The sequence below is a fragment of the Nocardioides sp. genome, assembly GCA_037045645.1.
Lineage (GTDB): Bacteria > Actinomycetota > Actinomycetes > Propionibacteriales > Nocardioidaceae > Nocardioides.
The window spans coordinates 83,783-97,500 of record JBAOIH010000010.1; the positions used below are offsets into that span (position 1 = coordinate 83,783).

The 13,718-nt window shown below is 67.7% G+C and carries 14 protein-coding genes; 3 read left to right on the forward strand and 11 right to left on the reverse strand.

From position 1 onward, the window contains the following. Nucleotides 1–157: 157 nt before the first annotated feature. Nucleotides 158–556 (reverse strand): hypothetical protein, encoded by a 399-nt coding sequence (locus V9G04_17280; GenBank protein ID MEI2714988.1) that lies wholly within the window; start codon nt 554–556, stop codon nt 158–160. A gap of 734 nt (nt 557–1,290) precedes the next feature. On the opposite strand from V9G04_17280, the gene V9G04_17285 reads away from it, so the two are divergent. After that, nucleotides 1,291–2,406 carry an IS630 family transposase gene (locus V9G04_17285; protein MEI2714989.1) on the forward strand — a complete coding sequence of 372 codons (1,116 nt, stop codon included), beginning with the start codon at nt 1,291–1,293 and terminating at the stop codon, nt 2,404–2,406. Nucleotides 2,407–2,567: 161 nt separating this feature from the next. Here the strand turns inward: V9G04_17285 and V9G04_17290 are convergent, their stop codons facing one another. Continuing rightward, nucleotides 2,568–2,903, reverse strand: coding sequence for a hypothetical protein (locus V9G04_17290; GenBank protein MEI2714990.1), 336 nt, complete (start codon nt 2,901–2,903; stop codon nt 2,568–2,570). 322 nt (nt 2,904–3,225) lie between these two features. Between V9G04_17290 and V9G04_17295 the strand changes: the two genes are divergently transcribed. Continuing rightward, the gene (locus tag V9G04_17295) at nt 3,226–3,372 is read left to right on the forward strand and encodes a helix-turn-helix domain-containing protein (GenBank protein MEI2714991.1); all 147 of its coding nucleotides are present in this window, start codon (nt 3,226–3,228) and stop codon (nt 3,370–3,372) included. Nucleotides 3,373–3,698: 326 nt separating this feature from the next. Then, entirely contained in the window at nt 3,699–4,010 is a 312-nt protein-coding gene (locus V9G04_17300; protein MEI2714992.1) for a hypothetical protein, read from the forward strand. A 307-nt stretch (nt 4,011–4,317) separates the two neighbouring features. Here the strand turns inward: V9G04_17300 and V9G04_17305 are convergent, their stop codons facing one another. The 9 genes from V9G04_17305 to uraD all read right to left on the reverse strand — a co-directional run bounded on the left by V9G04_17305 (nt 4,318) and on the right by uraD (nt 13,716). Then, entirely contained in the window at nt 4,318–4,515 is a 198-nt protein-coding gene (locus V9G04_17305) for a hypothetical protein (GenBank protein MEI2714993.1), read from the reverse strand. An 11-nt stretch (nt 4,516–4,526) separates the two neighbouring features. Beyond that, nucleotides 4,527–4,943: a hypothetical protein gene (locus tag V9G04_17310; GenBank protein ID MEI2714994.1), complete on the reverse strand. Its 417-nt coding sequence runs from the start codon at nt 4,941–4,943 to the stop codon at nt 4,527–4,529. A gap of 292 nt (nt 4,944–5,235) precedes the next feature. Then, the gene (locus V9G04_17315; GenBank protein MEI2714995.1) at nt 5,236–6,759 is read right to left on the reverse strand and encodes an aldehyde dehydrogenase family protein; all 1,524 of its coding nucleotides are present in this window, start codon (nt 6,757–6,759) and stop codon (nt 5,236–5,238) included. Between the two features lie 19 nt (nt 6,760–6,778). Further along, complete coding sequence (locus V9G04_17320; GenBank protein MEI2714996.1) at nt 6,779–8,920, reverse strand: thiamine pyrophosphate-dependent enzyme; 2,142 nt, start codon at nt 8,918–8,920, stop codon at nt 6,779–6,781. 11 nt (nt 8,921–8,931) lie between these two features. Next, a complete protein-coding gene (locus V9G04_17325; GenBank protein ID MEI2714997.1) occupies nt 8,932–10,443 on the reverse strand; it encodes an aminotransferase class III-fold pyridoxal phosphate-dependent enzyme in 1,512 nt (503 codons plus the stop codon). 63 nt (nt 10,444–10,506) lie between these two features. Next, a complete protein-coding gene (locus tag V9G04_17330) occupies nt 10,507–11,367 on the reverse strand; it encodes a bifunctional allantoicase/(S)-ureidoglycine aminohydrolase (GenBank protein ID MEI2714998.1) in 861 nt (286 codons plus the stop codon). Next, nucleotides 11,364–12,866 (reverse strand): allantoinase AllB, encoded by a 1,503-nt coding sequence (allB, locus tag V9G04_17335; GenBank protein MEI2714999.1) that lies wholly within the window; start codon nt 12,864–12,866, stop codon nt 11,364–11,366. The genes V9G04_17330 and allB overlap by 4 nt, the downstream gene beginning before the upstream one ends. After that, on the reverse strand, nt 12,866–13,204 hold the full coding sequence (uraH, locus tag V9G04_17340) for a hydroxyisourate hydrolase (protein ID MEI2715000.1): 339 nt from the start codon (nt 13,202–13,204) through the stop codon (nt 12,866–12,868). Before uraH ends, allB begins: the two co-directional genes overlap by 1 nt. Further along, nucleotides 13,201–13,716 carry a 2-oxo-4-hydroxy-4-carboxy-5-ureidoimidazoline decarboxylase gene (gene uraD, locus V9G04_17345; protein ID MEI2715001.1) on the reverse strand — a complete coding sequence of 172 codons (516 nt, stop codon included), beginning with the start codon at nt 13,714–13,716 and terminating at the stop codon, nt 13,201–13,203. Before uraD ends, uraH begins: the two co-directional genes overlap by 4 nt. Between the last annotated feature and the right edge of the window lie 2 nt (nt 13,717–13,718).

A 13,718-nucleotide genomic window follows, 5' to 3' on the forward strand; every position in this document is an offset into this window, starting at 1 on the left:
GCACGGTTGGGGTGGAGCAACGCGGACCCTGGTTATCCATGCGAACAACGCCCGCGCGGGCCATGTGGCCCCGGTCACATCGTAGCCTCAAGCCTACGGCGATCGGGCCACTCGATTGGGCCACGAACCCCGGGGAGCAGTTTCCGCAAGATCGTGGCTAGCTTCGGTCCACCCAGCGAATGCCTACGGTGTTATCGCCCGTATAAGGATCCGGGTTAGAGCCATATGCCTGACCGTCTACCCATCCATCTCCAGTCCACTTGCGCTTAGCCACCACCGTGAACGTCATTGACTCGACGGGGAGAACCCACCCGTCAAAGCCGAGATTGTTGCTGTATGTGCCGGGAGTGCCTTGATAACTCACCACGTCAAACACGGAACCCAAAGTGATTGCGAGTCCGCCATTCGGTTCCTCGTCGGGCCCCATGTTCGTCAACGTGAACACGATCGTCACCGTCTCACCGAGCGCAACCACGGTCTTGTCCGCGGTCACCTCGAGTTTGAGACCGATGGCGCTGCTTGCGTACGCCGGTGCTGCTGCGGCGAGGGAGATCACAGGGACGCTCCAGGCCGCGGCACGCGTGACGGCACGGCGGCTCGGTGGACTAAAGGGCTGATCGTGCATGAGGCGGCTTCCGATTTGAGGGAGAAATGGCTGCTCCGAGAGCCGAGATTTCCGGGGCCACCGACCAGAGCGAACGCCACGCTAGGGCATTAACCGCCACCGCGTCCGGGGAACTGACAAATCGCGACAAGAGGGTGTTTCACTAAATGTGAATAGTGAACAGGACATAGTCACCCGTGGCGCCGTCACCCTCCACCTTTGCACTCAGACTCGAGAAGCCATTGCTCGGAGTGCGTCCGACGATCAGGGTCACGGTGCTGCTATCCCCCGCCAGCAACTCATCACTCCCGAGCGAAAGCGGGAGTGACGAGCCAACGGGAGGAACGTTCAGGGGATACCAGAGCGCTCCATTGATGCTGACGAAGGTTGCGTTGGAGCCAAAGGAGACGCTCAGTTGCAAGAGCGAGGCGTCAGACGGACCGTAGTTGGTGACCGTGAGCCGGGAGCTCCACCTGAGCGACATCGCCTGGTGGAGTGACCCGCTGGATCGCCAAGTCCAGCCCGCTCACCGGAACCGGCTGACTAGTGGCGTAGGCGGGCGCGGAAGCGGCCAAAGAGACCGCAGGGACGCTCCAGGCTGCGGCGCGCGTGACGGCACGGCGGCTCGGTGGACTAGTGCCGCGTGTCGTAAGTTCCTAGATAGTTGGGATCTGAAATCATGAGGCATGGCGAATCGTCCTGCTCCTGCATTGGTTCTGCGTCCAGGCGATCGCGAGGAGCTTGAGCGGTGGGCCCGGGCTTCGACGGTGCCGGCGTCGGCGGCGAAGCGGGCGCGGATCGTGTTGCTCGCGGCCGACGGGGTGGCGAATACGCGGATCGCGGAGTTGGTCGGTGCGACGGTGACCACGGTGCTGGGCTGGCGGGATCGCTACCAGTCCAAGGGACTGGCGGGGCTGGCAGATGCTCCGCGTTCGGGACGTCCGCGGGAGCTCGATCACCGGGCGATCGTGGCCGAGACGTTGAAGCCGCCACCGAAGAAACTCGGTGTCACGCACTGGTCCACCCGGCTGCTGGCCAACCGGCTGAAGATCTCCCACAAGTCGGTCGCCCGAGCCTGGTCGGCCTACGGCGTCAAGCCGTGGAAGGCGGAGTCGTTCCGGTTCTCCACCGACCCCGAGCTGGTCGGGAAGGTGACCGACATCTGCGGGCTGTACCTGGCGCCGCCGGAGAACGCGATCGTGCTGTGCGTGGACGAGAAGTCCCAGATCCAGGCGCTGGACAGGACGGTCCCGATCTTGCCGATGCAACCGGGCAAGGTCGAGCGCAGGTCGCACGACTACTACCGGCATGGCACCACCACGCTGTTCGCAGCGCTCGACATCGCGACCGGGCAGGTCACCGCGGCGCTCAAGCCGCGCCATCGTCATCAAGAGTTCTTGGCGTTCCTCAAGCAGATCGAGCGGGCCTACCGCGACGTCCGCGACGCCGACGGGCAGCCGGTCGAGCTGCACTTGGTGATGGACAACTACGCCGCGCACAAGCACCTGAACGTGAAGACCTGGCTGGCCGACAACCCGCGCTTCGTCGTGCACTTCACCCCGACCCATGCCTCCTGGATGAACCTGGTCGAGGTCTGGTTCGGCATCGTCGAGCGGCAGGCGATCCGCCGCGGGGTGTTCAAGTCGGTCAAGGACCTCAACGCCAAGATCCGCGCCTTCATCGACGGCTGGCACGAAAGAGCGCATCCGTTCGTGTGGACCAAGACCGCCGATCAGATCCTGGCGAAGGCCAACCGTCCAACAACTTCAAATCCGCGGCACTCGAGAGCTGATCGTGCATGAGGGGGCTTTCCGATTTGAGGGAGAAATGGCTGCTCCGAGAGCAGAGACTTCCGAGCCACCGACCAGAGCGATCACGAGGCTAGGGCACTAACTGCCACCGTGTCCGCCTAACGGACAATTCGCGACAAGAGTGCGCCCCGGACCCGCGCCGTCGAACTGCGTCAGAAAATCGTTATGGAGAAAAAGTTATCGTTTTCGTCAGGGTCGGGGATCCTGCCCGAGAGATAGCCGTCAACCTGGCCCGTGTTAGCTGTCTTGCGCACTATCAAAGTTATCGTCTCTGTCGTGACGCCCATGTCGTAGCGATTAAAAAAGACCGGGGTCGGAAAACCCCAAAGCCTGCTGGACGAGGAGGCAGAGACGAACTGGACTCCGCTATAGACCAATTCCATTGTCATATACGACGCGTAGGGCCCGTAGTTGGTCACGGCAAGGGTCACCGTGACCGTCTCGCCAACTGCGACAGTCGTCGGGCTCGCGCTGGCCGCCACCGCCACGCCTATGAGGCTGCTGGCGTACGCCGGTGCTGCTGTGGCCAGAGAGATCGCAGGGACGCTCCAGGCCGCAGCTCGAGTGACGGCACGGCGGCTCGGTGGACTCAGAGGCTGATCTGCATGAGCGGCCTTCCGGTAGAGGTGCGACTGCTCCGAAAGCCGAGACGGCGGCGGCCCACCCAGAGCGGTCGCGACACTAGGTCCCCAAGCACCCCCGCGTCTGGCGAACCAAAGACATTGCGACAAAAGTTCAACCGCACCCCGCCGCCGGTCTACGCCCCAAAGGGGCGGGGGACTCGGCTTGTGAACACTCGACGATTGGAGAGTGATCACTTTGGAGGACTGGGCGTTGATCCGGAGGCTGGCTGCGGAGGGGGTGCCGAAGGCGAGGATCGCTGAGCGGTTGGGGATCTCGCGGACCACGGTCATCAAGGCGGTCGACCTCGGATGCGCCGCCGAGGTACGTGCGTGACGCCGAGGCCGACATCGTTCACGGAGTTCGAGGCGCGGGTCCGGGCGCTGCTGGCCGACGAGCCGGAGCATGCCGGCGACGGTGCTCGCCGAGCGGGTCGGCTGGACCGGGTCGATCACGGTGGTTCCGCGAGAACGTGAAGCGGCTGCGCCCTGAGCTACCGGCGCGTCGACCCGGCGGATCGGATCGTCTGGGAGCCCGGGGACGCGGCGCAGTGCGATCTGTGGTTCCCGCCGCAGGAAGATCCCGCTGGAGGACGGCACCTCGCGGCTGCTGCCGGTGCTGGTGATCACGGCCGCGCATCTCCCGGTTCGTGACTCGGGCTGATGATCCCGACCCGCAAGACCGAGGACCTGCTGCTCGGGATCGTGGGAGCTGCTCGGGCAGCTCGGCGCGGGTGCCGCGCCGGCTGCTCTGGGACAACGAGCCCGGCATCGGCCGAGGGCCAGCGCCGCGCGGAAGGGGTCGCGGCGTTCATGGGCACCTTGGCGACCCGGCTGGTGCTGCTGCCGCCGCGGGACCCGGAGTCCAAGGGCATCGTGGAGCGCCGCAACGGCTGGTTCGAGACCTCGTTCATGCCCGGGCGCACGTTCGAGTCTCACCGGCAGACTTCAACACCCAGTTCACCGACTGGCTGACCCGCGCGAACGCCCGGGTGGTCCGCACCACCAAGGCCGCGTCCACCGATCGCGCGCCTGGACGCCGATCTGGCCGCGATGCTCGCCGCTGCCGCCGGTCCCGCTGCATCTGGGCTGGCGCAACAGGATCCGGCTCGGGCGGCGACTACTACGTCCGCGTCGACACCAACGACTACTCCGTCGACCCCCACGCGATCGGCCGGATGGTCGAGGTGACCGCGCGACCTGCGACCGCGTCCGGGTCCGCGCTCGAGGGCCGCCTGGTCGCCGACCACCCCGAGGTCGTGGGCCAGAGGGACCGCGGTGGTCACCGACCCCGTCCACGTCGCAGACCGCCGCGCGGCCTGCGCGCAGCAGTTCCAAGCAGCCCCGCCCGATCGACGGCCGGTCGACGACCTGGGCCGGGACCTGCCTGGACTACGACCGCGCGTTCGGCCTCGGCGACACCGGTGAGGGGGTCATGCTGATGGCCGGCCAAGAACACCGCCACGACCGACGCGGTCAAGGCAGATCACACTACCTCGCAGCCGCCCTCAAGGCACCCCGGATCACCGAGTCCGCCGGCCCGGCTGGCCGACCAGGCCCGCGACGCCGAGCTGGACCCACGAGGACTACCTCGCCGCGGTCCTGGACCGCGAGGTCGCCGCCCGCAACGCCTCCGGCGCCCGGCTGCGCATCCGCGCCGCCGGGTTCGCCGCCGTCAAGACCCTGGAGGAGTTCGACTTCGACGCCCAACCCGCCGCCCGCCAGCAGGTCGCCGCACTCGACCTCCGGCGGCGTTCCTGAGCCGAAGCCCGCAACGTCGTGCTGCTCGGCCCACCCGGCACCGGCATCTGGAAGATCACTGTCACGTGGTGGCAGTGATCTTCCAGTTAGTTCGGTGTGGTTTCGAGACGGCCGCGGCGCGGCCTCCTCAACCACCGGGGACAGCATGGTTTCGAGACGGCCGCGGCGCGGCCTCCTCAACCACCGGGGACAGCATGGTTTCGAGACGGCCGCGGCGCGGCCTCCTCAACCACCGGGGACAGCACGGTTTCGAGACGGCCGCCGCGCGGCCTCCTCAACCACCGGGGACAGCACGGTTTCGAGACGGCCGCCGCGCGGCCTCCTCAACCACCGGGGACAGCACGGTTTCGAGACGGCCGCGGCGCGGCCTCCTCAACCACCGGGGACAGCATGGTTTCGAGACGGCCGCGGCGCGGCCTCCTCAACCACCGAGCCGGGGTCACACGTCGAACTTGACCCCTTGCGCGAGCGGGAGTTCGCCGGAGTAGTTGATCGTGTTGGTCGCACGCCGCATGTAGGACTTCCAGGCATCGGTGCCCGACTCGCGGCCCCCGCCGGTCTCCTTCTCGCCACCGAAGGCGCCACCGATCTCGGCACCCGAAGTGCCGATGTTGACGTTGGCGATCCCGCAGTCCGAGCCGCGCGCGGACAGGAACAACTCGGCCTCGGCTTGATCGGAGGTGAAGATGCTCGACGAGAGCCCCTGGGGCACTTCGTTGTTGAAGCCGATCGCGTCGTCGAGGTCGTCGTACGCCGTGATGTAGAGGATCGGCGCGAACGTCTCGGTGTGCATCACCTCGTCGTGGGACGGCATCGAGATGACGGTCGGCTGCACGTAGTACGCGTCGGGGAACTCCTCGGAGAGCGCGCGCGACCCACCCGCGACGACCGTCCCGCCCGCGTCGACGGCCCGCGCGACTGCGGCGGTGAAGCCGTCGTACGCCCGCTCGTTGATCAGGGGCCCGACCAAAGTGCCCTCAACACGCGGGTCGCCGACCGGCAGCTTGGCGTACGCCGACGCGATGCGATCGGTGAGTTCGGCGGCCACCGAGGTGTGCGCGATGACGCGGCGCATCGTGGTGCAGCGCTGCCCCGCGGTGCCTGCGGCCGAGAAGACCACGCCGCGCACCGTCAGGTCGAGATCGGCACTCGGAGTCACGATTGCCGCGTTGTTGCCACCGAGCTCGAGCAGGCACCGACCGAAGCGCGCGGCCACGATCGGCGCGACCTCGCCGCCCATCCGCGACGAACCGGTCGCGGACAGCAGCGCCACGGAGCGGTCAGCTGCCAGCGCCTCACCGACCGCGCGGTCACCGATCACGACCTGACTGATCGCGGCGTCGTACCCCTGCTCGGTCAACGCCTGCTGCATCAACGCGTTGCAGGCCAGTGCGCACAGCGGCGCGGCTTCCGAGGGCTTCCAGACGACCGTGTCACCGGAGACCAGGGCCAGCGCGGTGTTCCACGACCACACCGCGACCGGGAAGTTGAACGCCGAGATCACGCCGACCACGCCGAGCGGGTGCCAGGTCTCCATCAGGCGGTGGCCGGGACGCTCCGACGGCATCGTGTAGCCATAGAGCTGCCGCGACAACCCGACCGCGAAGTCGCAGATGTCGATCATCTCCTGCACCTCACCGAGCGCTTCGCTGGTGATCTTGCCGACCTCGATCGACACCAGGGTGCCGAGGTCTTCCTTGTGCTGCGACAGGAGTTCGCCGAAGCGCTTGATCAGGTTGCCGCGTACGGGCGCGGGGACGTCGCGCCACGTCGAGAACGCCTTGGAGGCAGCCGCGACCACGCCTGCGACGTCGTCGGCCGAGTCCCAGCGCAACGACGACACCACGGCACCGGTGAGCGGCGAGCGTCCTTCCTGGTCGCCAGCGTGAGCAGCCAGGTCGACCCCGCACGCGCGGGCAGCAGCCTCGGCCTCGACGCGCAGGTCGGTGGATACGTCGGTCATGGTGTCTCCTTGGGATTGGTCAGCCACGCAGGGCTGCGACGATCTGGTCCTCGCTCAGCAGCACGGTGGCCGCGCCGGGGCCGAGGGGGATGAACGTGTCTTCGCTGTTGAGCCGGGTGATGGTGCCGTCGTAGCCAGCGTCCACCAGCGCGGCCACGATGCCTTCGGCCACACCCCCACTGTGCCGGGTCTCGTCGGCGACGACCACCCTGGAGTAGCGCGCGGCATGAGCACACATCTCTTCGACGGGCAGCGGCGAGAGCCAACGCAGGTCGAGGACGTCGGCGGGTACGCCCGCCTGATGCACCGCGCGTCGGGACAAGTGGACGCCGTTGCCGAACGTGATGACCAACGTGTCAACCGCCGCGCCGTCGGCATACAGGGTCGTACGCCCCAACTCAGCGATCGGCTCCCACGCCTCGGGTGCGGCGTACGACGCGAGCAAGCCGCCGTCGCCGTCGACCACGTCTCGCGAGTGATAGAGCGCGATGGGTTCGAGGAGTACGCAGACCCGTCCCTCGACCCGGGCCAGCGCGGCCATCGTGCGCAGCATCCGAGGCGCCTCGGCCGCACACGACGGCACACCCAGGATCAAGCCGGGAATGTCGCGCAGCACGGCCACCGAGTTGTCGTTGTGGAAGTGCCCGCCGAAGCCGCGCTGATAGGCCAGGCCCGCGATGCGTACGACCATCGGGTTCTGGAACTGCCCGTTGCTGAAGAAGCGCAGCGATGCGGCCTCACCGCGCAGTTGGTCCTCGGCGTTGTGCAGGTAGGCCAGGTATTGGATCTCGGGAATCGGCAGCGCGCCCGAGACGCCCGCACCCAACGCGACGCCGAGGATGGTCTGCTCGTCGAGCAGGGTGTCGAAGACCCGAGAGGCACCGAAGCGTTTGCGCAGTCCGCGCGTCACGCCGTAGACACCACCCTTGACGCCGACGTCCTCGCCGAACACCAACGTGCTGTCGTCGTACGCCATCAGGTCGGTCAGCGCCGCGTTGATCGACTGGGCGAGCGTCAACGGCGGACCCTCCTCGGGCAGGTTGCCGTGCACGTGGAGTCGGCGATCACGACCCGCAGACAACGTTGCCGCCTTAGCCACCTCGTCGGCCGATGTCGCGACGAGGGGGGCCATCACCTCAGCCGGCGTCGCCAGGTGGGTCACGGGAAGGGACGTAGCCGCCTCGGCAACCTCGCGGCGTACGTCCTCGTAACGCGCCGCGACGTCGGCCGGGTCGACTCCGGCGAGGATCAGCGCGCGGGCCGTGCCGAGCAGTGGATCGAGTGGGTGGTCGGCGGCGATCTCCTTGCTGCTGCGATAGGCGATCTCGGCGTCGGAGCCGGCGTGGCCGAGGAACCGTACGGTCTTCAGGTGCAGTATCGCGGGGCGGCGGCGTTCGCGGATCGACGCCACCACCTCGTGGCAGACGCGCAGCGTCTCGTCCGGGTCCGACCCGTCGGCGAAGTGGTAGTCGATGGCGGGGTGGCTGGCCAGGGAACGCGCGGTCCAACCCGCGGGCGTACGCACGCTGATGCCGATGCCGTTGTCTTCGCAGACGAAGAGGAGCGGGAGGGGTACGCCCTGGTGGCTCAGGTAACCGGCGGCGTTGAAGGCACCGGTCGCGGTCGAGTGGTTGGCAGATGCGTCACCGAAGGACGTCACGACGACGGCGTCGCGCGGCCAGCGGGTCCTCGTACGCCCGATGGTGAAGGCCACGCCCAACGCTCGCGGCAGATGTGAGGCGATGGTCGAGGTCTGCGGAATGATCGCCAGATCTGGGTGACCGATCACCTTGTGGCGACCACCCGAGATCGGATCGTCGACACCGCACATGTGCGACAGCAGTAGGTCGTCTATCGCAGAGCCCGCGACCTGCCCCGCGCGGGCGGCGAAGAAGGCGCCGCTGCGATAGTGCAACAGCGCTGGATCGCTCGGTCGCAACGCCAGGGCTACGGCCGCGTTGGCTTCATGCCCGGCAGAGGAGATCGTGTAGAAGGCCCGCCCCTGCTTTTGGAGTTCGCGAGCCGCGAAGTCGACGTGTCGGCTGCGCAGTTGCGCGGTGAAGAGCGCGTCCAGGGTCTGGCGTGCGGCACTCGGAACCGGACCTGACGGCGGCTGCTGGGACCAGGCCAGGACCTGATCGCGGAAGTGCTGGTCGATCATCTCGATTCAGATCATGCCGTGCGGTCGTCAGTCCGGCCCGCACCGGCGCGCAGACCCGCCCGTACGAGGTCGACGACGAGGTCGAGCTCCTCGCTCGTGCAGTCGAAGGTCGGCGTGAACCGCAGCGAACTCGCACCCCCGTGAATCACCCCGAGGCCCTCACGACGCAACCACTCCTCCAGCGAGTCGGTGCCATAGATCTTGTGCCCGGCGATCTCCAGGGAGACCAGCAGCCCGGTGCCCTGGGCGCCGACCGCGACACCTGGGAACTCGTCCCTGAGCGCGTCCAGTTTGGCGGTGAGTTCGTCGCCGCGCGCGACGATATTGGCGCGCAACTCGGTGGTCATGTGCTCCAGGACGGTCGCGCCGATCGACATCGCCCGCGGGTTGCCGGTCATGGTGTTGCCATATGTCCCGCGCTGATAGATCGCGACTGCACGCGGCCCGAGCGCAAGGGTGGACAGCGGGTATTGCCCCGCCTGGATCGCCTTGCTGAAACTCTCCATGTCGGGGGCGTCGCACCCGGCGTACTCCGGATAGTCGACGACGCTGAGCACCCCCTTCGTACGCAGCCCAGCCTGCACCGAGTCGATCAGCAGCAGCGAGCCGTGCTCGGTCGCCAGGCGGCGCGCGGCCTGATAGAACTCGCGGGTGATCTGATAGCCGGGATTGCCCTCGCCCATTACGGGTTCGAGGGCGACGAGTTCGATGAACCAGCCGTTCTGCTCGGCGTCGGCGAAGGCACTCTCCAGCGCGGCGACGTCGCCGGATTCCACGACGAGCACCGAGTCTTCGGTGGCAAAGCTGGCGAGCCGCTCGTCATAGGTGGAGCGGCTTGAGTCAGACAGCAGCGCGGGGCGCTCCGTACGCCCGTGGAACGCGCCCTTCTGCACCAGGCGCTTGACCGTGGCACCCTCGCGGGCACCGCCGGGACCGACGACCGTACGCGAGAGAGTGTCGGCGATCCGGCAGGCCAGCGACATCGCCTCCGAGCCCGAGTTGAGCGACATGAATCCGGCGTACGGGCACTGGTCCTGTTGGCCGATCTCGCGCATCAGCGCGTCGGTGAAACGGCGCTGCGCCGGATGGGCGGTCATCACGTTGGCCATCGGCTGCTCGTGGGCGAGGGCGGCGATCACGAAGTCGGGGTTGTGGCCCCAACCGAGCATCCCGTACCCGCCGGTGTCATAGAGCACCGCGCCCTTGAGCGTGACCTGCCACGGCCCCTTGGCGCCCGCCGCCACGAACGGGTTGACCGCGTCGGGGTCGTAGAAGTTGTGCAGCCCGGCCTGACACCAGTCGACCTGCTCGGCCTCGTCTTGGTCCAAGAAGGCGGGGTCGAGAGTGCGAGCCGTCGCCACCGCGGACTCCACCGCGGCGAGCAGGCGTGGATCGCGCTTGCCGAACTGCGCGATCAGTTCGTCGCTGAGTCCGGTCGTACGCCGGTCCCCACCGCTGGCGCGCAGCGGCGTGAGTGCGGCCAGGGCCGCCTGACCGGTGTCGACTTCCACAGACATCACCATGTGACCAGGGTCACGCGCGAAAGATTTTCTGTCAATGGGCCGGGCGTACGTGAATCTTCCGGCCTAGAGGAACCGCGGGTGTCGGTGCATGTCCTTATAGAGCAGATATCGGAACCTGCCCGGTCCCCCGGCGTAACAGGCTTGGGGGCAGAAGGCGCGCAGCCACATGAAGTCACCGGCCTCGACCTCGACCCAGTCCTTGTTGAGCAGATAGACCGCCTTGCCCTCCAACACATAGAGGCCGTGCTCCATCACGTGCGTCTCCGGGAACGGGATCGCGCCGCCGGGGCCGAAGTTCACGATGTTGACGTGCATGTCGTGGCGTACGTCGTCGGGGTCGACGAAGCGTTGCGTCCCCCACGCGCCGTCGGTGCCGGGCATCTCGGTGGGCGGGTGGTCGTCCTCGTGGGTGACGAACGCTTCGGGAGTCTCCAGGCCCTCGACGGCTTGATGGCGCTTGCGGATCCAGTGGAAGACGGCGTTCTCGTCTTGGGCGGGGTTGTGCAGGGTCCATTGCGCCCGGGGCGGGAGGAAGACGTACGACCCGGGGCGCAGATCGTGAGTCTCGACTTCGCTCGACCGGCTCGGGTCGCTCGACCCGCTCGTCGTCAGCGTGAGGGTGGGCGCGCCGCCGACGACGAACAGCACCGCCTCGGCCTCGGGATCGGTCTCCGGGTGGTCGGACCCGCCGCCGGGTGCCACCTCGGCGATGTATTGGCTGAACGTCTCGGCGAAGCCGGTCAGCGGTCGCGCGATCGTCCAGAACCTCGTGCCCTCCCAGAAGGGCAACCGGTTGATCACGATGTCGCGCATGGTGCCGCGCGGCAGGACGGCGTACGCGTCGGTGAAGACCGCGCGCCCGGAGTCCTTGGTGGTGAGTTCGGTCTGGCCCGGATGGCCGGCGGTGGGGACGTAGTAGTTCATCGGGTCCTCTCGATCAGCTCTCCGCGAGGGGCTGCGTCTAGATCGACTTCCTCGCCCGCGAGGTAGGTGCGGCGTACGACTCCGTGGAGGGTGTGCCCGGCGTAGGGCGAGACGGGGTTTTTGTGGTGCAGTCGGGTCACGTCGACCTCGAAGGTCTCGTCGGGCGCGAGGACGGCCAGGTCGGCGCGGGCACCGACGGCGATCCTTCCGCGATCGGTGAGGCCGACCCGATCAGCGGTCGCGGTCGCCATCCAGCCGATCACGTCGGCGAGCGGGATACGCCTTCGCCGGGCCGCGGTCCAGGTTGCCGCGAGCCCGAGTTGGAGGCCGGCGATGCCTCCCCACGCGTCCGCGAAGTCACCGGTGTCGAGTTGCTTCAGGTCGACAGTCGAGGGTGAGTGGTCGGTGACGACGTAGTCGATGTCGCCGTCGACGAGCCCTGCCCAGAGTGCATCGCGGTTGGCGCCGTCGCGGATCGGTGGGCAGCACTTGAATTGAGTGCCGCCCTCGGGCACCTCGGCTGCGTCGAAGAACAGGTAGTGCGGACAGGTCTCGATGGTGAGATCGATGCCAGCCTCGCGGGCTTTGCGTACGGCCGGGATCGCGTCGCTGGCACTCAGATGCACGATGTGCGCCTTGCCGCGCGTCGCGCGGGCTGTGTCGATGACCAGGTCGATCGCGCGGGCCTCGGCCTGGGTCGGCCGCGAGTCGAGGAAGGGTGTGTACGACCGCCCGTGCGCGCAGTCGCCGATCAGGTCACCGGACTCGGCATGCGCGATCAGCAGCGCACCCAACCGCGCGGTCTCGGTCATCGCCTCGACGAACTGTCGTGCGTCGAGTGGTGCGAACTCCTCGACGCCGCTGTCGAGCAGGAAGCACTTGAACCCGAACACGCCGGCGTCGTGCAACGGCTCTAGGTCGGTCAGGTTGCCTGGCACCGCGCCGCCCCAGAAGCCGACATCGACGTACGCCTGTCCCCGCGCGGCCTCCTTCTTGGCTTGGAGCGCTCTTGTGGTCGTGGTGGCCGGGATGGAGTTGAGCGGCATGTCGAGGATCGTGGTGACCCCGCCGGCTGCGGCGGCTCGGGTGGCGGACGCGAAGCCCTCCCACTCGGTGCGGCCGGGCTCGTTGACGTGGACGTGCGTGTCGACCAGGCCGGGGATCAGGACCTCGTCATCGCGCAGAGTGATGATCTGTGGTTTCGAGACGGCGCTGCGCGCCTCCTCAACCACCGGGCTTGTGGGCTCCCCCGGGAACGGTTTCGAGACGGCGCTGCGCGCCTCCTCAACCACCGGACTTGTGGACTCCCCCGGGAACGGTTTCGAGACGGCGCTGCGCGCCTCCTCAACCACCGGGGCCGCTCTCGGTGGTTGAGGAGCCGCCGAAGGCGGCGTCTCGAAACCATCCACACAGATCGCGACGATCAGGCCGTCTTCGATCGTCACCTCGGCGGGCACCTCGCGGCCGTCGATGATGGCGCGCGGGGCGCGGATGATCATCAGGAGCCTCGATAGGTGGAGTACGCGAAGGGCGACAACAGCAGCGGCACGTGGTGGTGTGCCGCGGCATCGGTCACGGTGAAGACGACCTCGGCATAGGGATAGAAGTAGTCGTGGATGCCGACCGCGTCGAACCAGGCGGCCGTCTCGAAGCGCATCCGATAGGTGCCCTCGGCCAGGTCCAGGCCCTCGGTGAGTTCGGGGCATCGCCCGTCGGCGTTGGTGAGACCGGACCCGAGGTCCTGCACCACGTCGCCTTCAATGCGACCAAGCGTGATCGACAACCCGACCGCAGGACGGCCATGTGTCGCGTCGAGCACGTGCGTGGAGATCGTCACGTGCCCTCCTCGGTTGCGGCAGACCCGAACGCCGAGGTGAGGCGCAGCCGGGTGATCTTGGCGAGGTTCTCCTTGACGATCTGCAACTCCTCGGCCGGGTCGTTGCCGAGTCGCGATTGCAGGATCGCCAGCAGCTCCTCGGCACTGCGCCCGGCCGCGGCGACCAGATAGATCCGGCCGAAGCGCGCCTCGTACTCCTCATTCCCGCGCGCCATCGCCGTCTTGAGTTCGGCGTCCGCGGCGCTCATCCCGGCCTGTTCGGACGACGACCGCGCCGCCTCGTCCTTGCCGAGGGACGCGCCCGCCTTCTCGCCGATCCTCGGGTGCCCGGCCAGCGTTTCGTCGATCCCGGCCTCGGTCAGCGACAAGATGATCCGATCGGACTCGGCAAGCAGCGACTCGAGGTCGCCGTACGGGCGTCCCGCGATCAGCCGGGTGACCCAGGTGTCGGACCGGGTCAGGCCGAGCAACTGCGGCCCGAGTTCGGCGTCGGGAATGGTGTCGAACCTCATCG

Bases quoted from the DNA above. Each gene is read 5' to 3' on its own strand.
- allB (MEI2714999.1), bottom strand. From the start codon at position 12,866: ATGATCATCCGCGCCCCGCGCGCCATCATCGACGGCCGCGAGGTGCCC.
- V9G04_17315 (MEI2714995.1), bottom strand. From the start codon at position 6,759: ATGACCGACGTATCCACCGACCTGCGCGTCGAGGCCGAGGCTGCTGCC.
- V9G04_17325 (MEI2714997.1), bottom strand. From the start codon at position 10,443: ATGGTGATGTCTGTGGAAGTCGACACCGGTCAGGCGGCCCTGGCCGCA.
- V9G04_17300 (MEI2714992.1), top strand. From the start codon at position 3,699: ATGATCCCGACCCGCAAGACCGAGGACCTGCTGCTCGGGATCGTGGGA.
- V9G04_17320 (MEI2714996.1), bottom strand. From the start codon at position 8,920: ATGATCGACCAGCACTTCCGCGATCAGGTCCTGGCCTGGTCCCAGCAG.
- uraD (MEI2715001.1), bottom strand. From the start codon at position 13,716: ATGAGGTTCGACACCATTCCCGACGCCGAACTCGGGCCGCAGTTGCTC.
- V9G04_17285 (MEI2714989.1), top strand. From the start codon at position 1,291: ATGGCGAATCGTCCTGCTCCTGCATTGGTTCTGCGTCCAGGCGATCGC.
- V9G04_17330 (MEI2714998.1), bottom strand. From the start codon at position 11,367: ATGAACTACTACGTCCCCACCGCCGGCCATCCGGGCCAGACCGAACTC.
- V9G04_17310 (MEI2714994.1), bottom strand. From the start codon at position 4,943: ATGCTGTCCCCGGTGGTTGAGGAGGCCGCGCCGCGGCCGTCTCGAAAC.